Source organism: Granulicatella sp. HMSC30F09 (genome assembly GCF_001806915.1).
GTDB lineage: Bacteria > Bacillota > Bacilli > Lactobacillales > Aerococcaceae > Granulicatella > Granulicatella adiacens.
The window spans coordinates 28,668-54,423 of record NZ_KV786429.1; the positions used below are offsets into that span (position 1 = coordinate 28,668).

At 39.6% G+C, this 25,756-nt stretch carries 24 protein-coding genes; 4 read left to right on the forward strand and 20 right to left on the reverse strand.

Going from position 1 to position 25,756, the window contains the following annotated elements; all coding sequences use genetic code 11:
- Window positions 1-140: 140 nt before the first annotated feature.
- The 15 genes from HMPREF3103_RS06555 to HMPREF3103_RS06625 all read right to left on the reverse strand — a co-directional run bounded on the left by HMPREF3103_RS06555 (window position 141) and on the right by HMPREF3103_RS06625 (window position 14,825).
- Window positions 141-2,195, reverse strand: a complete 2,055-nt coding sequence (locus tag HMPREF3103_RS06555; RefSeq protein ID WP_070438464.1) for a heavy metal translocating P-type ATPase — start codon at window positions 2,193-2,195, stop codon at window positions 141-143.
- On the reverse strand, window positions 2,195-2,473 hold the full coding sequence (locus HMPREF3103_RS06560; protein ID WP_039848982.1) for a DUF6110 family protein: 279 nt from the start codon (window positions 2,471-2,473) through the stop codon (window positions 2,195-2,197). The genes HMPREF3103_RS06555 and HMPREF3103_RS06560 overlap by 1 nt, the downstream gene beginning before the upstream one ends.
- A gap of 152 nt (window positions 2,474-2,625) precedes the next feature.
- The gene (locus tag HMPREF3103_RS06565; RefSeq protein ID WP_070438467.1) at window positions 2,626-3,375 is read right to left on the reverse strand and encodes a DUF4336 domain-containing protein; all 750 of its coding nucleotides are present in this window, start codon (window positions 3,373-3,375) and stop codon (window positions 2,626-2,628) included.
- Between the two features lie 20 nt (window positions 3,376-3,395).
- The gene (locus tag HMPREF3103_RS06570; protein ID WP_005606355.1) at window positions 3,396-4,106 is read right to left on the reverse strand and encodes a hypothetical protein; all 711 of its coding nucleotides are present in this window, start codon (window positions 4,104-4,106) and stop codon (window positions 3,396-3,398) included.
- A 255-nt stretch (window positions 4,107-4,361) separates the two neighbouring features.
- Entirely contained in the window at window positions 4,362-5,615 is a 1,254-nt protein-coding gene (locus HMPREF3103_RS06575; protein ID WP_070438471.1) for a BaiN/RdsA family NAD(P)/FAD-dependent oxidoreductase, read from the reverse strand.
- Window positions 5,616-5,699: 84 nt separating this feature from the next.
- Window positions 5,700-6,134 (reverse strand): hypothetical protein, encoded by a 435-nt coding sequence (locus tag HMPREF3103_RS06580; protein WP_070438474.1) that lies wholly within the window; start codon window positions 6,132-6,134, stop codon window positions 5,700-5,702.
- Between the two features lie 32 nt (window positions 6,135-6,166).
- A complete protein-coding gene (locus HMPREF3103_RS06585; protein ID WP_070438478.1) occupies window positions 6,167-6,553 on the reverse strand; it encodes a RidA family protein in 387 nt (128 codons plus the stop codon).
- Window positions 6,554-6,563: 10 nt separating this feature from the next.
- Complete coding sequence (locus HMPREF3103_RS06590; protein ID WP_070438481.1) at window positions 6,564-7,793, reverse strand: MalY/PatB family protein; 1,230 nt, start codon at window positions 7,791-7,793, stop codon at window positions 6,564-6,566.
- A 625-nt stretch (window positions 7,794-8,418) separates the two neighbouring features.
- A complete protein-coding gene (locus HMPREF3103_RS06595) occupies window positions 8,419-9,060 on the reverse strand; it encodes a CBS and ACT domain-containing protein (protein WP_005606366.1) in 642 nt (213 codons plus the stop codon).
- A 2-nt stretch (window positions 9,061-9,062) separates the two neighbouring features.
- Window positions 9,063-9,767: an ABC transporter ATP-binding protein gene (locus HMPREF3103_RS06600; protein ID WP_005606368.1), complete on the reverse strand. Its 705-nt coding sequence runs from the start codon at window positions 9,765-9,767 to the stop codon at window positions 9,063-9,065.
- Window positions 9,768-10,538: an ABC transporter ATP-binding protein gene (locus HMPREF3103_RS06605; protein WP_005606370.1), complete on the reverse strand. Its 771-nt coding sequence runs from the start codon at window positions 10,536-10,538 to the stop codon at window positions 9,768-9,770.
- Window positions 10,538-11,500 carry a branched-chain amino acid ABC transporter permease gene (locus tag HMPREF3103_RS06610; RefSeq protein ID WP_070438484.1) on the reverse strand — a complete coding sequence of 321 codons (963 nt, stop codon included), beginning with the start codon at window positions 11,498-11,500 and terminating at the stop codon, window positions 10,538-10,540. The genes HMPREF3103_RS06605 and HMPREF3103_RS06610 overlap by 1 nt, the downstream gene beginning before the upstream one ends.
- 9 nt (window positions 11,501-11,509) lie before the next feature.
- Window positions 11,510-12,391, reverse strand: a complete 882-nt coding sequence (locus HMPREF3103_RS06615; RefSeq protein WP_070438487.1) for a branched-chain amino acid ABC transporter permease — start codon at window positions 12,389-12,391, stop codon at window positions 11,510-11,512.
- A 94-nt stretch (window positions 12,392-12,485) separates the two neighbouring features.
- Window positions 12,486-13,643 carry an ABC transporter substrate-binding protein gene (locus HMPREF3103_RS06620; RefSeq protein ID WP_070438490.1) on the reverse strand — a complete coding sequence of 386 codons (1,158 nt, stop codon included), beginning with the start codon at window positions 13,641-13,643 and terminating at the stop codon, window positions 12,486-12,488.
- 174 nt (window positions 13,644-13,817) lie between these two features.
- Window positions 13,818-14,825, reverse strand: a complete 1,008-nt coding sequence (locus HMPREF3103_RS06625) for a hypothetical protein (protein WP_070438493.1) — start codon at window positions 14,823-14,825, stop codon at window positions 13,818-13,820.
- 153 nt (window positions 14,826-14,978) lie between these two features.
- Here HMPREF3103_RS06625 and HMPREF3103_RS06630 point away from each other — a divergent pair, with 153 nt between their 5' ends.
- On the forward strand, window positions 14,979-16,769 hold the full coding sequence (locus tag HMPREF3103_RS06630; RefSeq protein ID WP_070438496.1) for a glycerophosphoryl diester phosphodiesterase membrane domain-containing protein: 1,791 nt from the start codon (window positions 14,979-14,981) through the stop codon (window positions 16,767-16,769).
- Between the two features lie 65 nt (window positions 16,770-16,834).
- On the opposite strand, the gene serS is transcribed toward HMPREF3103_RS06630, so the two are convergent.
- The 5 genes from serS to HMPREF3103_RS06655 form a co-directional block, all read right to left on the reverse strand.
- Window positions 16,835-18,112, reverse strand: coding sequence for a serine--tRNA ligase (gene serS, locus HMPREF3103_RS06635; protein WP_049555650.1), 1,278 nt, complete (start codon window positions 18,110-18,112; stop codon window positions 16,835-16,837).
- A gap of 322 nt (window positions 18,113-18,434) precedes the next feature.
- Window positions 18,435-19,832 carry a serine hydrolase gene (locus HMPREF3103_RS06640; RefSeq protein ID WP_070438499.1) on the reverse strand — a complete coding sequence of 466 codons (1,398 nt, stop codon included), beginning with the start codon at window positions 19,830-19,832 and terminating at the stop codon, window positions 18,435-18,437.
- Window positions 19,833-20,070: 238 nt separating this feature from the next.
- On the reverse strand, window positions 20,071-20,607 hold the full coding sequence (locus tag HMPREF3103_RS06645; protein ID WP_070438502.1) for a DUF924 family protein: 537 nt from the start codon (window positions 20,605-20,607) through the stop codon (window positions 20,071-20,073).
- Entirely contained in the window at window positions 20,607-21,431 is an 825-nt protein-coding gene (gene larE, locus HMPREF3103_RS06650; RefSeq protein ID WP_070438504.1) for an ATP-dependent sacrificial sulfur transferase LarE, read from the reverse strand. The genes HMPREF3103_RS06645 and larE overlap by 1 nt, the downstream gene beginning before the upstream one ends.
- Window positions 21,432-21,452: 21 nt before the next feature.
- The gene (locus HMPREF3103_RS06655) at window positions 21,453-22,166 is read right to left on the reverse strand and encodes a Crp/Fnr family transcriptional regulator (protein ID WP_070438507.1); all 714 of its coding nucleotides are present in this window, start codon (window positions 22,164-22,166) and stop codon (window positions 21,453-21,455) included.
- A 107-nt stretch (window positions 22,167-22,273) separates the two neighbouring features.
- Between HMPREF3103_RS06655 and larA the strand changes: the two genes are divergently transcribed.
- The 3 genes from larA to larC are packed head-to-tail and all read left to right on the forward strand — an operon-like array spanning window position 22,274 to window position 25,753.
- The gene (larA, locus tag HMPREF3103_RS06660) at window positions 22,274-23,554 is read left to right on the forward strand and encodes a nickel-dependent lactate racemase (RefSeq protein WP_070438510.1); all 1,281 of its coding nucleotides are present in this window, start codon (window positions 22,274-22,276) and stop codon (window positions 23,552-23,554) included.
- 1 nt (window position 23,555) lies between these two features.
- Window positions 23,556-24,299: a nickel pincer cofactor biosynthesis protein LarB gene (gene larB / locus HMPREF3103_RS06665; RefSeq protein ID WP_070438513.1), complete on the forward strand. Its 744-nt coding sequence runs from the start codon at window positions 23,556-23,558 to the stop codon at window positions 24,297-24,299.
- A complete protein-coding gene (gene larC, locus HMPREF3103_RS06670) occupies window positions 24,296-25,753 on the forward strand; it encodes a nickel pincer cofactor biosynthesis protein LarC (protein ID WP_070438516.1) in 1,458 nt (485 codons plus the stop codon). The genes larB and larC overlap by 4 nt, the downstream gene beginning before the upstream one ends.
- Window positions 25,754-25,756 lie beyond the last annotated feature (3 nt).

Here is a 25,756-nt window from a genome sequence, read left to right on the forward strand (position 1 = left end):
ATTATCGGAAAGGAACGCGAAAGCTACGAGCCCGAGTTCAACTCCAGGATACGAGGCAGAAAGACAGAAGTAAAAATAATCATTTATAAACACTATTTATCAACATAAAAAAGCAAGGTGAATTCACCTTGCTTTTATTTTTAAATATATGTCAAACTCTTTCCAATAATAAAAGTGGTTGTCACATTATGCAATAATGCCAAAACACTTGGAGATAACACATCGATTAGCCCTAACCCCATCAAGAAAGAATTAATTCCTACTGTATTTTTTAAATTCAAATCCAATTGATGATTTAATTGATCCGTAATCGTATCTAACACATGTAGTCCTGTCAATTGTTCATTTAAGAATAAAATATCGCTGGCTTGACGAGCAATATCTGAAGCACCCGCCATCACAACCCCTACATTTGCAAGGGACAGTGCAGCAGAATCATTAATTCCATCTCCAATCATTAACACATGATGCCCTTGATCTTTCAATTGCTGAATAACTTGATGCTTTTGTTCAGGTTTTACTTGAGTGTAGACCTTATCAAAAGAAATGAGAGAACAAATCGTTTCCGTACGTTTTTGTGTATCTCCGGTAAGAAGAACTATTTGCTTACCTCTTTCCTTTAATTCATGCAATAATTCAATAGCCTCTGGTCGTAGCGGTGTATCAATAAGAAAAATAGCAATTAATTTTCCATCGTAACTTAGATAGAGCAAATTAAACATTTGACTATATTCTTCTATGACTTTCTTCTGTTGTTCCGAAATAAAAGTTTGTTCTTCTTCTAGTAATTCTAGACTTCCGATGAGAACTCTTTTTCCGTCAATGGAAGATACAATTCCTTTTGAAGCTACGTGAGTTAATTTCCCATGCATTTCTTCATGTTCAATTCCCTCATCTTCTGCTTTCTTAACAACAGCCGTCGCAATTGGATGATAAATATGTTCTTCCAAACAAGCTGCAATTCGTAAAACTTCCGCATCATCATAACCCTCATAGGAAATAATTCTTTGAATTTTTGGAATTCCAGTTGTCAATGTTCCTGTCTTATCAAAAACAAAAGTATCGACTTGCGCATATTCATCTAAAGAATTAGATCCTTTAATCACAATTCCCTGATTAGAAGCCGCTTTAATGGCTGTTAAATAAGTAGCTGGTGAAGATAATTTTAACGCACATGAATAATCCACTAATAGGAAAGTGAGTGCTTTAGAGACTGAGCGAGTGAATAGATACGTCAACGCCATCCCGATGAAATTATATTTCACTAATCCATCTGCTTTTTCCATTAATTGCTTTTGTTGTTTTGATTGATGGAATTCACTTGATTTAATTAGCTGAACGATTTGCTGCAAGCGTAAGTTTTGTTGCTTATTCGTCACTTCTACTAGTAGTTCGCCATGCTCTACAACTGTATTAGCGTAGACCATATCCCCTTGTTTTTTGGCGACTGGGAATGACTCGCCTGTTAATGAGCTTTCATTTAAGTATCCTCTTCCATTGACAACTCTTCCGTCAAAGTATATTTCTTGACCTTCTGTTGCAACGAAGATATCTCCTACTTCAACATGATTACTCATTTTCTTGAAGCGCTCGCCCTCTTTTTCAATCCATATCTCGTAAATATTATTCGTTAAATTCTTTTCAAGTTCTTCAATAGATTTCTTTTGGGACCAGTCATCTAAATCGTCTCCTAAATTCAATAAGAACATAATCATATCAGCAGTTTTATAGTCTCCCATCGCTGCAGAAGTCGCTATAGCCACAAAATCGAGTAAACTCATAGAAAGTTTTTTCTCACAAATTGATTGGAAAGCAGCCTTTCCAAACTTCACCATTTTCAGAAGTATCCATCCCACACGAAGAGGTGTTGGAAGAAGGACTTTTGAAAGCATTCTTCTATAGAGATGCGTTGAAATAATATCATATGGCGAAGAAGGGACTAGCCACTCGACTTCGTTTTGTTTTTCAATTACTTTCTCCATTTGAATCAAAGATAAAAAATTTTGAACCTGTTGATCTTTCCCTTGAGAAAAATACACTCCTACATGCTTTAAATCTTTATAAAAGTGCAACTTTTCAATACCAGGAACTGTGCAAGCTAATTCCTCTAAATACATTTGTACCGGATGCGGACATGTAAAAGGGAGCTCTAGTCGCACTCTAGAGTTCGATTGATGCTTAATAATAAACTTCATTATTTTTCACTAGTTTCTACTACTAATTGTGCATTTTTTTCTTCAGCATATAAGTCTTTTGCTTCTTCTAAGACATCATCTGCATGTTGTTTTACAGTAGAAACGGTTGCATCAATACCATCTTTTAATTTATAAGAAGTAGCGACTGCTTTAGCATATACATGTTTTGCTTCTTTGCTCGCTAATAGTTTTAATCCTAACGATCCAAATAAAACTCCTCCCGCAAATACACCTGATTTTTTAGCAAATTTTCCTAAACTTACAAGTTCTTTAATCATTATGATTACCTCCATTTTTTCTAATTAGAATTATTCAATTCTAACTATAGTATACGGATTTAATCCCCTTCTTTCAATAATTAAAAGTTTAAGATTCTATTAGTCTCTTTGACTTTCTAAATAAAAGCTACCTTGTAGAAAAACAAGGTAGCTTATTCTAACCAAAAGAATGCTTGAGGTAACTTTTCCTCTGCATTTCCTATAAAGCACTTCCCATGCGCAAAAAGAACATTCAATGGCTTCCAACCTTTGATTCTTTGATAACACTTTCTAGCTATTTCTTTGTGAAACAAAAAGGTCATTCTTAAATCTCTTGGTGTATGGCCATTGGGGTAAGTATTATCTCCTATTTTGAATAATAAACGGTGCCAACAAGAGCACTCTTTTGAAAGTTCAATATTCTCAATCAAATCGGTTAAAATTAATGTACGACTCTTTTGGTGGAAGAATACAGACTCCTCAATGAGTGTACTTCCTTCAAACGGGAGATAATCTATTTCTGATTGCCAACTAATAGCATGGGTTTTATCTAGTACGGTGTAGGTCTGGATACCCTTTGATTCTTCAAAAATTTTCTCCAACCCTTTTGTTGCCCACACTTTTGCAGTCGGATAAGCTTGGCTCCACTCTTCCATATAGACATAATGCAATTTATTGGGAGCTACTATGTGTGCCACATTCCCCAGAGCTTCGATTTCACTTTTTAACTCTTGTGTTAAATGAATCGGAGAATGAATCCACAAGTCGCAATTGTTTAATCGTACCACTGTCATCCGCGTGCTAAAGGGAACTTGAGTCAGATTGAAGTTCATTTCAATAACGTCTCCATCGACAATCCAAATATCTTCACCAATTGCTTTTAATGTATATAGTGGTTCATATACTTTCACAGAACATGTCATATCGGATTCTCCTCTGGTGATTAGTAGACCTCATAATGAATAATCAGCGGGGAATTTTTCTTCAAGAGTTTTTGAAGGCGTTTATGGTATTGGGCCGGGAAGACCATATTTTTAGCACGCAATGTTTTTTCATGCAGCACTTTTGCGGTGTGGTCGGCAAAACTCAAACAATTTCTAGTCCAGCCATTATAAGTCATGAATTTAGAACGATTGAATTTATAAAACACGGTATCCATCTGTTGTGCCATGAAGTACACATACATTTCTTCAAAACGATCGAAAGTTGGATTATAGTAAATGGCTTCACTCGTCGGCTCCCATGTCTTTGTCGGCGCTAATATTTTTTCTAAGTATGCATGAATGGCATCCATTTGCTCAGAAGTGACCGCAATTGAATAAATATGTAATGCTTTTTGATAATGGTTCTTACAAAATAGCATATACTCTTCACGCGGTGCTTTGATGAGCACTCCTTCTGCTATCCAGCCGCCTAATTTCAAATCTCTCTCATCATAGTTCCCGTACGAATAGACATAGCCATCAATACATAAATCGACATGTCCAAGAGGTCCATTTCCGCGCTCTGCCACATGCACAAAAATTTCAAAGCGACTCTTGGCTAGCGGTGGGTATGGAATTGGATAGGGAACGTATTCCATCGGCATATTTACTTTTGGAAATGTCCGCACCACTTGATGCAACACTTTCTCCATTAATTTCTTTTCAGCCATTACAAACTCCTCAAAAATTCAGATAGGTTCATTTTAGCATAAAAGCCTCTTCTAAACAGTCTTTTTTTAGAAAATCTAATACTTTCTCTAACTTATTTCTTCATTTTTTTCATAAAAAAACCTCTCACCATAGATGAGAGGAAAAAAGGATAGAGTTTTATTTACTATTAGTAAATAATTCTTATTTGGGAATAGAAAAACTATAACCAAACTTTATGAATAATTTATGACGATTTTGGCTAAAAACAGAGAAATTTAATCCCCAAAAGCGGCGTGCATTCCCGCCACATAGCCGGTTACAAAAGCAGCGGTGATATTATACCCACCTGTATAACCGTGAATATCTAACAGTTCCCCGCAGAAATACAAACCTTGTGTTAATTTCGATTGCAAAGTTTTCGGATTCACTTCCTTCAAATGAACTCCTCCGCCGGTTACAAAGCCTTTTTCAATCGGGAGAGACCCATTCACAGTAAAACGGAAATTCGTAAGGGCTTCTTTAATTTGTGCCCAGTTGGCCTCCGTCAAGCGACTCACCGCCGTTTGGTCATCAATCCCCACTTTTGCTAGTAAAAATTCTATATATCGTTCGGGAAGCAATGTTTTCAAATGATTTTTAATTGATTTTAGAGGAGCTTCCTCCACAAAACCTTTCAACTTTGCATCTAGTTCTGAAGCGCTAAGGTCTGGTAATGCATTTAAACTCATTACGACTTCTTTCTTCTTTTCCTTTTCTTGTACTTGATGCACAAAACTTGAACAACGTAACACTGCTGGTCCACTGACCCCAAAGTGAGTGAAAATCATATCCATCTGATGCGTAACAACCGCTTTTCCTTTCCCACTAAGAACACTGAGTGCCACATTTCGCAAGGATAGCGCACGAAGCTCTCCTTTTTGAATAAACTCTTCGCTACTTGTCAACGGAACTTCCGTCGCAAACAGAGGCGTAATCGTATGGCCTGCAACACGGGCAATCCCGTATCCATCTCCCGTCGAACCTGTCTTCGGATAAGATTTCCCACCGGTCGCTAAAATCACCGCATCGGCCTGTAGTTGTTCCCCATTATCAAGTTCTACCACTCGTACGGCTCCCTCGTTTACACGAATCGTCTTCACTTTCACATTCGTACGCACTTGCACGCCTAGCTTCTTGATTTCCTGAATAAAGGTCTCCAAAATCGTCTTGGCAGAATCTGTCACAGGAAACATACGCCCATGATCTTCTTCTTTCAAACGAACTCCACGCGATTCGAAAAATTGGATAATATCTTGATTGTCAAATTGAGAAAAGGCACTATATAAAAACCGTCCATTCCCCGGAATATGTTTCACGATTTCCTCAGGAGAACGTCGATTGGTAACATTACAACGTGTGCCTCCTGTGTGCAATAATTTTTTTCCTAAAGTTGGATTTTTCTCCAATAAGACCACTTCTGCACCATGCATCGCTGCACTGACTGAAGCCATTAATCCACTCGTTCCACCACCGATTACAATAACTTTCATACTTGCCTCCAATTCTCGTTGTCCCAATTATTATAAAGCATGCAAAATAAAAAAGCCTAGAGAAACTCTCTAGACCTTTTCCACTTACTCTTTCCATTCTTTCAGTGAAGCTAAATAGAACGCCCCACAGACGATTAATAGACTTCCTCCTGCAAAATACGGAAGAATCTCTAAAGTTCCGAAACTCATCCAGTAAAGAATTGTAAGGATGATTTGGAAAACGGGAATGGCTGGTAAAATTCGTTGCAGCGTCGGCATAAAAATCAGAATACCTGCGACTAAATAGAAAATCCGCACTCCGTTTTTGATTCTCGAATCTCCTTTAAAGGTTTGAAACCCTTTGATTCCAAAATAAATAACGATTAAATTCAGCATCAACAAAATCCAAAAGAACTGTGAGGAAACATCTACTGTGTTCCCAAAAGATAGTTTTAATGCGACAATGGGCGCTAACCAGAATAATACCCCAGAACCAACCCCAACAATCCCACAAAAACGAGCTAAATTTTTACGATCCATACAATTCCTCCTTCTTATCTATCAAACATCGCTTATGCTTTTACAGCCGTCACTTGGATTTCTACTAGGGCATTCTTTGGTAAAGCCGCTGCTTGAAATGCCATCCGTGCTGGATAAGGAGAAGAAAAATACTCTCCATACACTTCATTCATTTGTGCAAAGTCGTTGATGTCGGCTAGTAGTACGGTTGTAGAGACTACCGCGTCCATTCCTACCCCTGCTTCTTTTAAGATCGCACGGATATTTTTCAATGATTGATGCGTTTGGCTCACAATATCACTTCCTGAAAACTCCCCTGTTTCAGGAACGATTGGCAACTGTCCAGAGACTACAATCGTTTCTCCTTTATAGGCTACTCCTTGTGAGTAAGGCCCGATTGCTTTTGGAGCCTGTTCTGTTCGAATCAATTTCTTTGTCATAGGGTTCCTCCTAGTCTAATGGTGGCACAGTGTCCACGAATACATATGTTTTCATACGGTCAAATGCTTCTACAAGACGCGCATACGGTAACGCGAGGTTAATACGGATACAGCCTTCGCCGAAGAACATCTTGCCGTCTTGCCAAGCCACGCCGACATCCCAGCCACGTTTTTCGAGTTGCTCTAGCGTTAAGTTATGTTTTTTCAAGAACGGTGAACAGTCGATAAAGAGCATATACGTGCCTTCAGGTTTTGTGACTTCTACGCCGTCCAATTCACAGTGAATAAAGTCGCACGCATAGTCCGCGTTCTTCTCGATTACTTCACGCAACTCTTCCAGCCACTCGTAACCTTCTTCTTGATACGCCCCAATTAAAGCATGCATCGACATCACATTCATCGCGTTATAATGAGGTTTCATCCCTTTTGACTCGACGCGGTCTCTTAAGGCATCATTGTAAATCACATGATAACTTCCCACGAGCCCTGCCAAGTTAAACGTCTTACTTGGCGCATACATCGCCACGGTGCGATTCTTCGCATCTTCTGAAATCGATTGTGTCGGAATATGCTTATGGCCTTTAAAAATAATATCCGACCAAATTTCATCCGACACGACAATCACATCATACTTGCGGTAAATCTCCATTGCGCGTTCAATTTCTTCTTTCTCCCATACACGACCACTTGGGTTATGCGGAGAACAGAAAATCGCCACATGAATCTTATGTGCTTTGATTTTTTGTTCCATATCCTCAAAGTCCATACGGTAAACGCCCTTTTCGTCTTTCACAAGCGGGCTATGCACAGCCTTCAAGCCATTATCATTTAACGACTGCGTAAAGCCGACATAGGTTGGACTATGCACTAACACAGCATCCCCAGGCGCAGCGTACGATGTTAAAGTCGATACGACTCCTCCAAGCACGCCATTTTCATGACCAATATGTTTACGCGTTAATCCTGTCACTTGATGGTGGCGCGCATGCCACTGAATAATGCTTTCGTAGTACACTTTAGAAGGCATAAAGTACCCGAAAACCGGATGTTCCAATCGTTTTTGCATCGCCGAAATCACCGTTGGCACGGTTGGGAAACTCATGTCCGCAATCCACATCGGAATCACATCGAAACCTTTCTTCGGTCTATCTGGCGACTTTCCTGGAATCAACCCTAGCCCATCCACCGCCAGAGCGTCCATTCCATGTCGATCAAATTCTGTCGTAAAATCATATTTCATCCGCATAACCTCCTAGAATCTCACTTTCATTATACACCGTCCCCCGCATCCACTCAACGCCCGCCGAAGACTCAGTCCGGTGCAAGTTCATCACAAAAGCGTGATTCCCGATGAAAAAGCAATCTAAGGTGGCGTTGCAAAAAAATCCTTGGACTCTATAGTCATAGAAATAACGATACGCATGGGAGCAAGACAGAAGAAACTTTTTTCTTCGTAGTCTTGCCCCCGCAAAGACAAATAGGATTGACCCAGCCTAAACAGGCGAAGGTCAATCCATTTGTCTACTGCGTCTAACTCTATACATTTTTTTCATAATGTTCACCAGCCCGGTGCAGTTATTTCTATCGCTTTTAAATACTAGTCCCGTTCCTTGACAAAGATGAAGTGTGGACTCCGCAAAACAACATCACGTGATTAGCGCCGTTCACAAAATAGGTTAAAAAACGAAGTCTCCCTAGGATTCCATAGTATGAATAATAGAGAGAAGCAACCGATGTGAATTACTGCCACTAAGAAATTTATTTCTAAGTGGCAGTTTGAAGCTCGGTAGGAGCCAAGACGTAGACTTGGCCTGGTGCCTCTATTATCAATACTATGGATTTATCCTAGGGGGACGTAGTTCCAATTATTTCTTCATCGCTGAAATCACGCGATAGCCTTTTTGCGCGATAAAGTCCGCCACTTCATCCGGATTCGTTGAATCCACATGAAGCACCACTTGCACTTTCCCATCACGGTGATATACCGAAATCGTCGAAACGTTCACGTTGTTTTCACGCAACACATCCGAAATTTCTTCCAGAGGACCTGGTTTATCTTCATTGATTTCAATGAATAAACGAGAACCCGGTGTGTTGTATCCAGAAATTTCGATAAACGCATCAAAAATATCTTTATCAGTAATAATTCCTTCCACGTGGCCACGTGCATCTACTACTGGCAGTACGCCGACCTTTTGTTGACGCATAAGGGACGCAGCTTCTTCTAATAATGTATGAGCCTTCACGGTTAAGACTTGCTTTTGCATAATTTCGCTTGCTGTAGTCTTATTCAATAAATAGTTCAGCTCATGCATCGATAGGCTTGTTGCCATTGAAGGTGAATGCCCCGCAACAAGTTCTTCTGTGAGTAAGCCAACTAACTTGCCATCTTCTACAACTGGCAAGCGGTGAATGTCGTGTTCCTTCATTAAGTCTAGAGCTTTCATAACCGTCGTTTCAGGCGTTACTGTAATGACGTTGGTTGACATATAATCTTTAACTTCCATGATTACCCTCCTAGATATGCTTTCTGAATTTCATCACTTTCTAACAACTCTTGTCCTGTACCGCTTAATACCACTGATCCAGTTTCGAGTACATACGCACGATTTGAAATCGATAAGGCCATTTTCGCATTTTGCTCGATGAGTAAAACCGTTGTCCCTGTCTTTTGGATTTCTTGAATGATTTTGAAAATCTCACGGATAAAAATCGGTGCTAACCCCATTGACGGTTCATCCAACAATAATAGTTTTGGACGACTCATTAACGCACGCCCCATTGCTAACATTTGTTGCTCCCCACCAGAGAGTGTTTGCGCATCTTGGTCTTTACGTTCTTTCAAGATTGGGAAACGCTCGAAGACGTCTTCCATATCTTTTTGAATCGCTTCTTTATCCTTGCGTAGAAATGCCCCTAGTTCAAGGTTTTCTTTTACCGTTAATCCTGGGAATACGTGACGTCCTTCTGGCACTTGCACGAGTCCTTTCTCAACGATTTTCTTCGCAGATGTTGAAGCGATGTTCTCACCTAAGTATACGATTTCGCCTTCTGAAGGATGAATGAGTCCCGATAAAGTCTTCAAGATAGTTGATTTTCCAGCACCGTTTGCCCCGATTAGAGACACGATTTCGCCTTCATTCACCTTAAAATCAACATTACGTACGGCTTGAATCATTCCGTAATGAACTGATAAATTTTTAACTTCTAACATCTACTCACCTCCTAAGTACGCTTTAATAACTGCAGGATTTTGTTTAATTTCTTCTGGAGTTCCTTCTGCAAGAAGTCTTCCATATTCCAACACGTAAATGCGTTGGCAAATTTTCATCACAAGTGACATATCGTGTTCGATTAACACCACTGTCAAATCAAATTCTTTTTGAATTTTCGCAATTAGTTCTGTTAATTGAGCCGTCTCTTGAGGGTTCATCCCCGCTGCTGGCTCATCCAAGAATAAGATTTTTGGTTTTGTCGCTAACGCACGAACGATCTCAAGCTCACGTTGTTGTCCGTAAGCTAAGTTTTTCGCCTTTTCCTCTTTAAGTGTATCCAACTCAAAAATCTTTAGCAACTCAATCGCTTCTTCGCGCATTTTTGCTTCTGTATCATAGTATTTTTTCGTACGGAATAAGGTTGAGAATAATGAGTCACTTGAGTGCGAGTGCATCGCAATCATTACATTCTCTAGTACCGTTATATCTTTAAAGAGACGAATATTTTGGAAAGTACGTGCCATTCCAAGAGTGGTGCGTTTATATGGAGGAAGCCCGTTTAAGTTTTTCAACTGTCCGTCTACTTCTAAACTCACTGTTCCTTCTGTTGGCTCATACACCCCTGTTAACAAGTTGAAGAAAGTCGTTTTCCCAGCACCATTTGGCCCGATGAGTCCGATAAGTTCTCCCTTGTTTACTTTCATAGAAACATTAGATACCGCGGAAAGTCCACCAAAGTTTTTAGTTAGTCCATTTACTTCTAATAACATTACTTCCCACTCTCCTTTGCCTCTTTTTTCTTAGAAAACTTCAAGTTCCCTAGTTTGAATTCCCATGTTCCAAGTAATCCACCCGGACGGAAGATCATAATTAAAATTAACGCTACTGCATAGATGATCATCCGTAATTGTCCAAATGGTTGTAGGACAAGGTTGATAATGCCAAGCAATACTGCTGCTACAAATGAACCTGTGAAACTTCCAATTCCTCCGAATACGACAATAATTAATACATCGATGGATTTCATGAAAGTGAAGTCACCCGGTGTTACTGCTCCTAGCGTTGTAGCAGAAAGAGTTCCACCGATACTTGCAGTGGCTGCTCCTAATACGAAGGCCAAGATTTTATACTTCGTCACTTGAACCCCCATGGATTCTGCAGCGATTTCGTCTTGTAACACCCCATAAGTTGCACGGCCGGCACTACTGAAGGTGTAGTTTAAGATTAAAATCGTTGTTACCACTAAGAAAATATAAGTAATCGTCCATGTATTGGTTAAAGGAATTCCACTGATACCAGCAGCGCCATTTGTGATTTTCATATTGGTCACGGCTACACGAATGATTTCAGCAACCCCTAGAGTCGCAATCGCAAGGTAGTCTCCTTTTAGACGAAGCGTTGGTAATCCAACAAGAAATGCCACGATAACTGAAATAACAACCCCAACTGCCATTCCAGCAAATAATCCTGGAAGCCCATTGATCATTTTTCCAAGAATAGCTCCACTATAAGAACCAATAGCGATAAATCCAGCATGTCCAAGTGAGAACTGTCCAGCAACCCCAAGGATGAGGTTCAATCCAACAGCATAGACGATATTAATCATGATGTTAATGAAGGTACTTTCGTAGTAGAAGTTGATCACTCCTGTTTGTACAAGTACGAAAAGAAGTGCGTACATTCCTAATGCGAACAATGTCCAACGAATATTCTTTTTATGAAATCTTTGCATCTTCTTCACCTACACTTTCTCTCTGACATTTTTACCAAACAATCCAGCTGGTAATACGATTAAAATAATAAATAATAGGAAGTAAACGACTCCGTCACGGTATGGTGAGTACCCGAAGAAGCTTACCATTGTTTCTAATAGACCGATGAGATAACCACCGACCATCGCTCCAGGAATACTTCCGATACCTCCAAGTACAGCTGCAACGAAGGCTTTTAGTCCGACTGTAATTCCCATTGTTGTAGAAATGGTATTGTAGTAAACCCCAACAAGGACTCCTGCAATCCCAGCAAGTGCTGAACCTAGCGCGAATGTAAATGAGATTACTCCGTCTACGTCAATCCCCATCAGTTGAGCGGCTTGCTCATCAACGGCAACCGCACGCATGGCTTTCCCCATTTTTGTATAACGAACGATAAATTGTAATAACGCCATTAATAAAACTGTAATCCCGAAAATCAGGATTTGCTTTCCATTCACTGAAACATCTCCGAATAAGGTGAATGTTTCTGTTCCAAAGTCTGAAGGGAACGGACGAGACTCCGCTCCAAAGAAATAACTCATCGCATTTTCTAATAAATATGAAACCCCAATGGCTGTAATTAATGCAGCCACACGAGTCGATTTACGAAGCGGCTTATACGCCACACGTTCAATGACAACTCCTAAAACGGCACATGCTACCATGGCTAATAATAAAGCTAGGAATACATTCAATTTCAAAACCATTACCGCAAAGTAACCAATGAATGCCCCCATCATATACACATCACCATGTGCGAAGTTAATCAGTTTAATCGTCCCATAAACCATGGTATACCCGAGCGCTATTAAGGCGTAAATACTTCCGACTGCGAGCCCGTTTACCAATTGTTGAATTAACAACTCCATATATTTTCTCCTTTCATTTCTATCCTTTATCTAGTGGAAAAGAGAGGCGGAAGAAACTCTCCGTGCCTCTCTTCAAAATATGCTTATCCTAAAATTACTCAGCAGAGTACTCTTGAGCACTTACTTCTTGTCCGTTTTGGAACTCGATTACAACCGCTGATTTCACTGGTGTGTGGTCAGCACCCATTGAGAATGTTCCTGTTACACCGTCAAAGTCTGTTGTTTCTGCTAAAGCTTTTGTGATTGCTTGAGGATCTGTTGACCCTGCTTTTTCGATAGCTTTCATTAGCAATTGAGTAGCATCATAACTTAAAGCCGCAAAAGTATCTGGATTTGCACCAAATTTTTCTTTATACGCTTTAACAAACTCTTGAACATCACTATCTTTACTCAATGTTGAGAAGTGAGATGTGTAGTAAACGTTTGAAAGGTTTGAGCTGTTTCCAGCTAATGCTGCTAACTTATCACTTGAAAGACCGTCACCACCAACGATTGGTTGAGTGATTCCCATTTCACGAGCTTGTTTGATAATTAGACCAACTTCTTCATAGTAACCAGGTACGTACAATACATCGAAGTCTTTAGATTTCAATGTTGTTAATACCGCTTGGAAGTCTGTATCTTTCGTTTGATAGTACTCACGAGCTACAACTGATCCACCGATTTTACTATCAGTATAAGTTTTTTCAAAGGCATCTGCTAACCCTTTAGAGTAGTCATTACCTGTATCTTGTAAGATGGCTACTTTAGCTTTTCCGAATTTCTTGTTAACGAAGTTTGCTCCTACAACCCCTTGGTAGCTGTCAGAGAAACATACACGGTAGATGTATTCATATACTGAAGATGCATCTCCAGCGTTTTTCAATGTTACACCGTCTCCTGTTGTTGCTGGGAATACTGTTGGGATTTTAGCTTGTTCGTTTACAGGGATTGATACTGCTGCATCCCCTGTTGTTGCTGGTCCAACTACACCGACTACTTTTTCAGAAGCTAATTTTTTCGCAACAGAAGCTACCTCTGTCTTGTCTGATTTGTTGTCATATGAAACGTATTTTAATTCCTTATCAAGTAACTTCCCTTTTTGTTCAACCGCTAATTGTGCTGCATTGTTCATTGAAGTTCCGTAAGTTGCTACATTCCCTGTTAATTCGAAGTTCCCTCCGATTTTGACTGTGTTGCTATCTGCTGCACTTCCGCAACCTGCTAAAATGGCTGCAACCACAGCTCCTAATGTGAATTGTTTTAATTTCATAAGATCCCTCTTTTCATACTTTAAATTTCTAAGATGAGAGTAGTATATAATATTCTGACAATTCTCGCAACTATTTTCTATTCATTTATAAAAAATTTTTCATAAAAATGAAAAAATGCTTTTGTTTACAAAAAAAGAGACCGCCCAACACGAGGCAGTCTCTGCTTAAATCTTTTATTTTACTTCTGTATATCCAATCGCTTCTAATTTTTGAGCAGCAGTTGCAAAATCATCAAAATATTTATCCACTAGCTGAGCATCTTTCAATTCAATATTTCCTTCTGCATTCGTTACTAAGTTTGAAAGACCAATTGCAAGCGTACGTTTGCCAGCATATTTATACTCTACTCGAACAAGCATCACAAGGTTTCCGTTTCCTTCGATTAAACCGTCTCCATATCCACTTTCACCTACACCGCTTGATAAACCACGATAATAAGTTTTATCAAAAGTAATGGTCGCATCTGTGTACTTTTTGTTGATTTCTTCTTTTAATTTTTTAACAACTTCATCTTTGTTTTTTGCATCCTCAAATTTGTCAGCAACTGTTTTTAAGCCTTTTACTGGAAGAGTGAAGCTTCCATCGCCTTCTAAAATATAGCCATTTGATTCTAAAACTTTATCGAAGTTTCCGTCAATTTTAATTTTAGCATCTTTTCCATTTTCTAATTGTCCATCATTTTCAACTACAAAACGAATGGAAGCTACACGAGGGTCGTTTATGCGAACTTTCGCTTTTCCTTTTTTGTTGAAACCTGTTGCTTCTAATGACACTAATTTTGCTAATTCTTCAGAATTTAATTTCTTAACAGCAGTTAAGCCCGTTACTTTCACTTTTTTCTCTGAAGGAATTGTCACAAATTTTTCTAGATTCTTTGTATTTGCAAACGTTAAAGTAACTTCTTCGTCATTTGATAAATTTTCAATCTTGCTTGGAGATATTTTAACTTCAGCAATAGCCGCTTTTAATTCTGATTCCGTTTTGGCGTCTGCTTTAGGATTTTCTACTAAGAAAGCGGTGATTAACTCCTCTGTATTGAATTGATACGTAATACGTCCTTTTGTATCAACGCCACTAAATGCCGTTTTAAGGTAGTTTCCGGCATCTACTTTTTTAAATCCACAGGCAGCTAATACAACCGTTGCCATTAAGCATAAAAATGTTAATAACTTCTTTTTCATTTTAGTCCTCCTAAAGTATAAAAAAATCTTAAATATGTTTTTATTATATTAAATCGCCTTAATAAGTGTCAATCTTATTAAGATTCCGGATTTCAACTTGATAGAAGCTTTTGTTCATGCTATGTTGATAGAAAGAAATTTATTGGAGGCACCATGAAAACCAAGATTCCAGTCTGGAAAACGATTCGCTTTACCTTCAGCAATTTAACCAAGAATAGTTGGATGTATTTACGTAATTCCTTATTTTTACAGCTATTTATCTCCGTCTTTGGATTTGGATTATTATCGCTTATTTTTAAAGGAATGCTCTTTTTCGCAGGTCAAGCCAATCTAACCTTTTCAAATTTTAAACATGTTTTATTAAACCCTTGGATGATTCCTTTCATCCTTATGTACTTACTCGCGTTTGCTTTTATTTTGTTTTTAGAATTCTCGATTCTAATTTTTATGATCTATGGAACGATTCGAAAAACACATTTTTCTTGGAGAACCAGTGTTAAAAATGCCTTTATTGAATTAAGGCAACTGCTAAACGGGAATTTTATTGCATTTTTACTCTATTTTATAACGCTTCTTCCGATTATCAATTTAGGAGATTTAACCTTTATTTCCAAAAACATTTATATTCCTAGTTTCATAACGGGAGAAATCACCAAAACTGGGAGTGGCGTGATAATCTACACGATTTTAATTGTATTGCTCCTTTACTTTCACGCTAGAAGTTCCTTTGCAATTCCACTACAAATTCTGACAGATCAACCTTTTACTAAAAATATTCTACAAAGTTGGAAGATTACAAAAGGGAATACATGGAGACTCCTCTTTATCGTTGGTGTCGTTGAGGCTGTTTTATTCATCTTTGTTGTGGCTATTTCCTTTTTAAGTGTTGCTTTGGTATCTCTTATCAACCCTGAAGGAGATAATGTTTTTCTACTCAGCAGTGTCCTCACGATTGCCAAACTTATTCAAGAGTTCATTATCATTTATACGAAAATGGCTACATTTATCGTCATGACAAAAGTGATTCACGAGCGAAAACTCGTTTCCCTTCATTTATACCAACATCTTCCTGAAGTGAAACATAAGAGAAAAATCGTCACTGCTGTTGCTCTCATTTTTGTGATTGGAAATGCGGCCTCCACAACGCTATCAACCTATGCCAAAGACGCCATGCCTGACCAAGCGATTATCGGTCATCGTGGATATACTTCAAAGGCGGTTGAAAATTCCCTTGAAGGAATTAAAGCTGCAAAAGAGGCTGGCGCTACCATGGTAGAAATGGATATCCTCCTTACCAAAGATCATCAATTCGTGGTGATGCATGATTACAATTTAAAACGACTCGCTCGTCTGAATAAACGGGTTCAAGATATGACCTTGGATGAAGTGAGGGGATTACCGATTTATCAATCGGGATTTGCTAGCCATATCCCGACCTTCGAGGAATTTTACCGAGAAGCTAAAGATTTGAAAATCCCTCTCATCATTGAATTAAAACCTCATGGGGGAGAACCTGAAAATTATGTAGACCTCTTTATCCAAAAATATAAAGAGTTAGGCATCGATTCTTCTAACAAAGTCATGTCCCTTGATTTGAAAGTGATGGAAGAACTGGAAGAAAAAGCTCCAGAAATAAATACGGGCTATGTCATTCCCTTCCAATTCGGAGGGTTTGGCAATCCAAAAGTGGATTTCTTCGTCATAGAAGACTTTTCTTATCAAGAATTACTCGTTCTAAACGCCCAGCAACAAGGACATGAAGTCTATGTTTGGACCATCAATAGTGAAGATGTCATCCAAAAATATTTGAACAGTCCTGTGAATGGGATTATCACCGATGAAGTCCAACTTGTGAAGGATTTCAAAGATGATTTTAAAAAAAATAATACGTTAATGGATCAGTTTTTACGAGCACTCGGAATTACTTTAGTGTTCAGTAAGTAAATAACAAAAACAAGAGCCGCTGTGGGATTTCCACAGCGGCTCTTCTCTATTTCAAAGAGAATTGATTATCCAATTTTTGTAACGCCGCCCATGTATGGTACAAGCGCTTCTGGAATCGTCACACTACCATCTTCATTTTGGTAGTTTTCAAGAATAGCAGCGACTGTACGGCCAACTGCAAGTCCTGATCCATTTAATGTATGCACTAATTCAATCTTGCCACTATCTTCACGACGGAAACGAATTTTCGCACGACGCGCTTGGAAGTCCACGCAGTTTGAGCAAGAACTGATTTCACGGTACGTATCTTGCGCTGGAATCCACACTTCTACATCGTATGTTTTCGCTGCTGAGAATCCCATGTCTCCTGTACATAATACGATCGTACGGAATGGTAATCCTAATCCACGCAGTACATCTTCCGCGTTGTCTGTCATTTTTTCTAATTCATCGAATGAATCTTCTGGTTTCGCGAATTTCACCATTTCTACTTTATTAAATTGGTGAAGACGAATTAAACCACGAGTGTCACGACCCGCACTACCCGCTTCAGAACGGAATGATGGGCTAAGCGCAGTGAAGTAAATAGGTAATTGCGCTTCGTCTAAGATTTCGTTTGCGTAGTAGTTTGTTAATGGCACTTCCGCTGTTGGGATTAATGTTAAATTGCGTTCGTCTGTTAATTGGAACACATCTTCTTTGAATTTAGGAAATTGACCTGTACCGTACATTGATTGTTCATTTACCATGTATGGTGTGATCATTTCTGTGTAGCCATGTTTTTCCACGTGTAAATCAAGCATGTAGTTGTAGATCGCACGTTCTAAGCGAGCTCCAAGGCCTTTGTAGTATAAGAAACGGCTTCCTGATACTTTAGCTCCACGTTCGAAGTCTAAAATATCTAGCGCTTCTGCTACTTCCCAGTGAGGTTTTGGTTCGAAATCGAATACGCGTGGAGTTCCTTCACGGCGAACTTCTACGTTTTCCGTTTCATCTGCCCCTACTGGTACGCCTTCTGCAGCTGTATTTGGTAAGCGAGAAGCGATATATTCTACTTTTTCTTCCACTTCTGCTAATAAAGCATCTGTTGCTTTGATGTCTTCACCGACTTGTTTCATTTCAGCGATTTTAGCACTAGCATCTTCCTTATTTCGTTTAAGAAGAGAAATCTCTTCCGTCACTGTATTACGGTATTGTTTTAATTGTTCTGTTTTCGTGATGAGTGCGCGACGTTCTTCATCCAAGTTGCGTAACTCTTCTACTGTCGCACGGTCTACACCACGGTTTTCTAAAGCAGTTGCCACTTCTTCAAAATTCTCACGAATGCGTTTCATATCTAACATATGTTTTCCCTCCATTTTCTGTATAAAAAAATACTCCGCCCCCGACTATTTCTAGTCTTAGGGACGAAGTAGAGTAATTGTCTTCGCGGTACCACCCGGTTTCAATGTTGCCATTGCGCTCATTTGTGAGATAACGGTTTTCTCCGGATAGCTTAATCAATGTTTTCGCTCTCGCACCGTATGTGGATTCGCTGGTCTCTCTTTGCTAGTTTTCACCAACCACTAGCTCTCTACTAAAGGATCGCAGGTACTATTCATACTGTATCATTTGTCTAAGATTGTACACGCCCTAAGCAAAAAGTGCAAGCCTTTTACTGTATTTTTATTTAGAGGCTGTTGGCGTAAATACATTTTGAATTTCGCTCCATACATTTCCAAAGAAGTTTTGAACTTTTTGAACAACTTGTCCAACAAAACCTTTTGCTCCACGGACACTTTCTGTGACCACATTCGATTGCTCCACATCGTAAGCAGCTAATGCTTCTACCGTTCCGTGGTCCTTACCATCTACATATCCTAGATTTTCACCCGGCATTTCAAAGGTCAATGTTCCGACCGTTTGTCCGGCTTGAACAGGCGCTTTTACTTTTCCATCTTCTGTTTTCAACTCATCTAACGGAATAAAGCCTATTTTAATTTGGCTAAGGGCTGTCCCTTTTGGAACGGCTGCAACAAAAGGTTTTCCATAGTCAACGCTCAGTGTTTCTTCCGTCCCTCCTTCCAGAGGAATCGGCGCTAAATTTTGCACGGATTTCCCAGGAGAACCGACAATAAGTCCTTCGTACTTTTTGAACAGTTCATCTAAAAGATGTCTTGTGACTTTAAATCGGTTTAGTGGCTCTTTAGAACCCATACTCACCACAATCACAGAAAATCCATTTCTTGTTGCTGTTGTCGTAATTGAAGCTCCACCGGATTCACTCGTTCCAGTCTTCAATCCTGTTACCCCCTCATACTCAAACAAGAGTCCTGGAAGTAAGTAATTGAAGTTATCCATTTTAGTTGTTCCCGATCCATTTGGACGGAAAGTTTGAGTTGAAATCGACGAAATCTTCAAAATCTCAGGAAAATCATTCACTAAATTTTTAGCAATAATCGCAACAGAACGAGCAGACATACTATTTTCGTCTTCGTCTCCAAAAGCTGGATTTTTTTCGCTGCCACCATATTTATTCGGTAATCCTGTTACATTAATAATTGTCGCGTCCTTAATGCCCCACTCGTTTAATTTTGCTTTCATCCGTTCAATCCAATTCGCTTCGGAACCACCAATGTATTCGGCAATTGCAAGAGTGGCTGCGTTGGCTGAATAGATTGAGATCGCATCAAAGAGTTCTTTGATTGTATATTTTTCATTTGGCCATAGTGGCACATTGGATAAATTATAATTGGCACTTAATTGATTGGCTCTGGCACTAATTGGGATTTTTGTTTCCCAAGTGATTTCTCCTTTTTTAATCGCTTCTAAAATTAAATATTGTGAAATCATTTTGCTCATTGAAGCAATTCCACGAACTTCATCTTGATTGTTTTGCATCAAAATTTTTCCGCTCGTTTGCTCGATTGCAATGTAGCTTTGTACATCTTGAATCGCAGCTGCTTCTTCTTTTTCTTTTGCGGCATCTTGCGCATAAATAACTGGAGTAAAACTCGTAGCACTCATAGCAAAAATGCTAAGCGCACACACGAATTTTTTCATCCATTTACGAGGACCTTTCATGTTTTTATATCTCCTAAATCTTTCAAATCTGCTTACTCATGTTACCGAAAAAATAAAGGAAAAACAATGGTAATCTGATTAATCTTTTATTACAAAATTGCGCTTATTTTTAATCTCATATTCGCTTGCTGTTCGAGGAAAAAATATTATTGTATCCACATCAACAATGGATGCCCTTCCATCTTTTAACAAGAAAAAAACACAAAAAGAAAAGTGTTTTTTTCTTGTTGTGTTTTCTTTAAAACCCTTTATGTTTTTCGAGAAATTGTTCTTCTTCTAATGTCGATTTTCTTCCTAAAATTTGATTTCGATGGGGATATCTACCAAATTGTTCAATAATCGCACGATGAGCCATTTCATATTTTTTTCGACGTTCTAATCCTGGTTCGTCAAACCATTTTGCAGCCCAATCATGAATCCAAAGAGACTCTGAATGCATGAAAGGCATCACAAGAAATCCTTGCTCCTCCACCGTCAATTCCTTCCAATAAGGTAAAGCTTCCTGGGCAAGTATTAATGCTAAAGAATCCGCAGCGAACGCTTTTGCATCCTCACGAAACATATTTCTTGAGAATTGATCCAGAACAATTATTTCGGCTAGACGACCTCGCGGAGTCTTGCGCCAGTGAACCGTTTCGCCTGAAACGATAGCCTCATAAGCGGGAAGAAATCTCGTTCGAATTTCTTCATCAAACTCCTCCGATTTTTTAAACCAATCTGAAGGGGCACATTCTTTAAACCAGAACTCTAATACTTCTTGGGGCGAAACAATCATTATCCAATCGCTTCTTTCTTCGTTTTTTCATCTAGCTGATCGTTCATTCTTCCGTATTTATAGCCTTGCAAATCGACAGTTACAAATAAGAAGCCTAACTCTTGCATCATCTGATTAATCTCTTCGTGATTTTTAACTAATTTTTCAATTTGGTCTGCCCCTACTTCAATACGAGCCAAATCTTGATGCACGCGAACACGTACCGGTTCAAATCCACGTTTTGCAAAATATTCTTCCGCCTTAAACACCGCTTCAACTTTTTCAGGCGTAATACGAGTTCCGTAGGGGAAACGAGAAGCTAAACTGCAAGAAGGAGTCTTATTCCAGTTCGTCACTCCGGCACGTTTGGCTAATTCACGAATTTCTGATTTATATAATCCAGCTTCTTGCAAAAGACTACGCACGCCTTCTTCATTACGCGCCTTCACACCGGGACGATAATCGTTGATGTCGTCCATAATTAATCCATCTGAAAGAACTGTAAAACCTTCTCCTTCCACATTCTTTTTGATGGTTTGGTAGAGCATTTTCTTACTGTAATACCAACTATTCGGAGTGTTTGAAGCAATGTGCGGATCGGATAACTCTTCCATTTCAAGTCCTAATACACGAGCACCCATTTCTGTTCCTAAATCGATTGCTTCACTAAACTCTCGGTCAGAAAACAATTCCGAGTTCACGACTGCCGCAATCACATTGTCACGTCCTAGAGTATCCACTGCAATCTTCAATAAATAGCTACTATCGATTCCTCCAGAATAGGGAACTACAATTTTCCCCACTTCTTTTAACAATTCGCGTAATCGTGCTTCTTTTTCATCCATTATTCGTTCCTTCTTTCTATCCTAAAAGCTTTCTCGACCTGTAAATTCTTCCAAGTATGCTTTATCTAAAATCAGTAATTCCTGATTATGAATTTCAACGACACCTTCTTCTTTTAAATCATGAATAATGCGGTTTACGCTATTACGAGTGGAGATTCCACAAAAGCCAGCAATATCTTCGTTCGTAACGTTAAAATCGATGAGAATTCCATCCTCTACTTCCACGCCAAATTGATTCATCAATTTATATAGGAAGGAACAGACCGCCCCTTTCTTCCCATTCATCGTCATATATTGCAATGATTCAATGGTTTCAGACAATTTATTCCGGTAATATTCCCGAATATAATCTTGTAAGTGTTTATCATCTCTTACATATTCCCAGAACTTAATGCGTGGAATACGGTAGAAAGTTGCCTCGTCGCTCTCAATACGTACATTAAAAGGTGCTGATGTATAGTTAGAAACTTCGTCACGAACAAGTGAAACGATATCCACGGGCGTAACGTACTCTAAATTGAACTCTCGGCCATCTTTCATAATGATACTAGTCTTGACTACTCCATCAATCAGTACATAAGTATAGGCCTGTTCCAATCCACGGTATGCCAGGTACATGTGTTTTTTCTTCTTAATAATAGGGGTATTTTCTTTTTCTAAAAAATCGATTAAATATTTTTCACTGTTCAAATTGAACACTCCTCTAAGACAATTTCCTATACACACTATTATCATCTTACCACGAAAATTTACGTTAACAAATGTTACTAACCTTTGAGACTTCTGCTATGAGTTATTTGAGTATACTTATAATCGTCAAACAAATTAAAGGAGATGTTATCATGGTTGAAATTAAACTACCTTACGACAAAAAGACAATTACTGCTGTAATTCCGGACAAAAATTTTGCTGGATTACTTGAATCGAAAGCGGAAAACTACCACAACCCACTTTCTGAACAAGAAACAGTGGAAAAATCAATGGATAACCCAATTGGTAGCCAAACATTAGAGGAATTAGCAAAAGGTAAAAAAGATATCGTGTTAATCAGTTCTGACCATACTCGTCCAGTTCCTTCACATATCATTACACCAATCATTTTACGTCGTATCCGTAGTGTAAACCCAGACGCTCGTATCCGTATTTTAGTTGCGACTGGTTTCCACCGTCCTTCAACCCGCGAAGAGTTAATTAACAAATACGGTCAAGAAATCGTGGACAATGAAGAAATCGTAATGCACATTTCTACCAACGACGAAGACATGGTGAAAATCGGTCAACTTCCTTCAGGCGGTGACTGCATCATTAACCGTATCGCTGCTGAAGCAGACTTATTAATCGCTGAAGGATTTATCGAAAGCCACTTCTTCGCTGGATTCTCTGGCGGACGTAAATCTGTTCTTCCTGGGGTTGCTTCCTATAAAACCATTATGGCAAACCACAGTGGTGATTTTATTGATTCAGAAAAATCACGTACTGGTAACTTAGACCACAACCCAATCCACGAAGATATGTTATACGCAGCACGTACTGCAAACTTAGCCTTCATCGTAAACGTTGTATTAGATGGTGAAAAACATATCATCGGTTCATTTGCCGGAGACATGGTTGAAGCTCATAAAGTGGGTTGCGAATTCGTTCGTGAATTAGCTCATGTAACTAAAATTCCTTGCGATATCGCCGTTTCAACAAATGGTGGTTTCCCATTAGACCAAAACATCTACCAAGCTGTTAAAGGAATGACTGCTGCTGAAGCAACAAACAAAGAAGGCGGCGTGATTATCATGGTTGCTGGATGTCAAGATGGTCACGGTGGTGAAGGTTTCTACCGTAACTTAGCAGACGTTAAAGATCCTAAAGACTTCTTAGACCAAGCCATTAACACTCCAAGACTTGAAACAGTTCCAGACCAATGGACTTCACAAATCTTAGCGCGTATTCTAGTGCATCACCACGTAATCTTTGTTTCTGATTTAGTAGAACCAAGTCTTATCACAAACATGCATATGGAATTAGCGAAAACATTTGACGAAGCTCTTGCACGTGCCTTCGAACTTCAAGGAGCAGACGCAAAAGTAACAGTTATCCGCGATGGATTATCTGTTATCGTTGAAGATAAATAATATGAAACAAGAAGAAATCCTACAACAAGTTAAAGATGGACGCCTCTCAATTGAAGAAGCGTCCACCCTTCTAAAAGGGATTGAAGACATTGGTTACGCGGCCATTGATCTTTCTCGCCAAAAGCGCAATGGATTTCCAGAAATCATCTATGGTGAAGGAAAAAACATTGAGCAATTACTTGGCATCATCCGGGCAATGAATGAACATAAAACAGCCATTCTTGCGACACGCGTGAACGCTGAAAAAGGGGAAGCTCTCAAAAAGGCTTTTCCTGAAGGCGGCTATGAACCACTCGGACGTACCTTCGTCCTTAACCCAATCGCACCCAAACATGAACACTACATCGCAGTCGTTACAGCTGGTACAAGCGACATTCCTGTTGCCGAAGAAGCGGCTGTCACTGCTGAGACATTTGGAAATCATGTGAAGCGCATTTACGACGTCGGAGTTGCTGGGATTCACCGCCTCTTCAATCGTCTCGAAGACATCCAAGGCGCGAGCGTCGTGATTGTCATCGCCGGTATGGAAGGTGCTCTTGTGAGTGTTGTCGGTGGGTTAGTAGACGTTCCTGTAATTGCCGTTCCAACCAGCATCGGATACGGAACGAATCTTCAAGGCGTGACGACTTTACTCAGCATGCTGACTTCTTGCGCAAGCGGCGTTACTGTCGTAAACATCGACAACGGCTTTGGCGCAGCCTATTCAGCAAGCATGATTAACAACATTCGAGGAGGACTCGCATGAGCACGTTATATTTAGAACCATTTTCTGGGCTGAGCGGTGATATGCTAAATGCTCTTCTACTCGATTTAGGAGCCGACCGCAAGCATCTAGAAGAAGCCCTTAAGACCATTTCGCTCGACGGTTATCATCTTCATGTAGACCGCATCGCGAAAAGCAGTATTTGGGGAACAGACTTCGATGTGCATATGGAACACGGTGAAAAAGACCATGGCATCGCTGGTGACTTTGATCATCACGACCATGAACATGAACATCACCACCACCATGAGCACGAACATACACATGAACATGCTCATTCACATGCGCACGAAGAACATACACATGAACATGCTCATTCACATGCGCACGAAGAACACACACATGCACACACGCATGAACATTCACATTCACATGAACATGACCACGATCATCATCATGAACATACTCATGACGGTCATTCTCATGAGCATACACATAGTCATCATCACCATCACGGAGAAGTTCGTGGGTTGAAAGAAATCGAAACGATTATTCTTTCAAGTGGTGTCAGTGACTTTGTAAAAGAAAAAAGTTTGGAAGTATTCCGTGACATTGCACAAGCGGAAGCAAACGTACACCAAATGCCTGTGGAGGAAATTCACTTTCACGAGGTTGGTGCAACAGACTCTATTATCGACATCATGAGTTTCTTCATTTTGTGGGAAACACTCGACATCGATGCGGTATACAGCACTGCTGTCACTGAAGGTAGCGGTACGATTACCGTTGCACATGGAGTGATGCCTGTACCAGTACCTGCCGTAATGCAATTAAGACTACAAACTGCCATTCCATTCTCACAAGACTTTGACATTCATACAGAGCTTGTGACACCAACCGGCCTTGCTCTTTTTAAGGCCATCCGCCCAGTATTTGCACAACCTTCAAACCTAACCGCTACTAAAGTCGGTTACGGTTTTGGGAAACGTGACACGGGTAAATTCAACGCGTTACGCGGAACACTTTTAGTGAAAAGCACACATTCTCATCAAGTCGTGACTTCCCATAACGATGAAATCATTCAAATCGATACAACCATCGATGACCAAAGCGGTGAGGAACTTGGCTACATCATGAGCCTTTTATTAGAGGAAGGCGCACTTGATTTGCATTACACTCCCGTTTACACAAAGAAAAACCGTCCGGCAACACATCTCACGCTTCTCATTCAAGAAGGAGACCTCGAACGGTTTACAGCCATTTTATTTAAGCAAACTTCAACCATTGGCTTTCGTTATCAAAACGTCCAACGTAAAGTCATGACTCGCACTTTCCAGACGCAACAAACGAGCCTCGGAGCGGTGAAGGTAAAGAAAAACCAATACGGTACTTTTACAAAATCAACATTAGAATATGAAGACTGCGCCCGAATCGCCCACGAAACTGGATTATCGATTCAAGCCGTCTATCAACAATTAACAAAAGAATTACATTAAGGA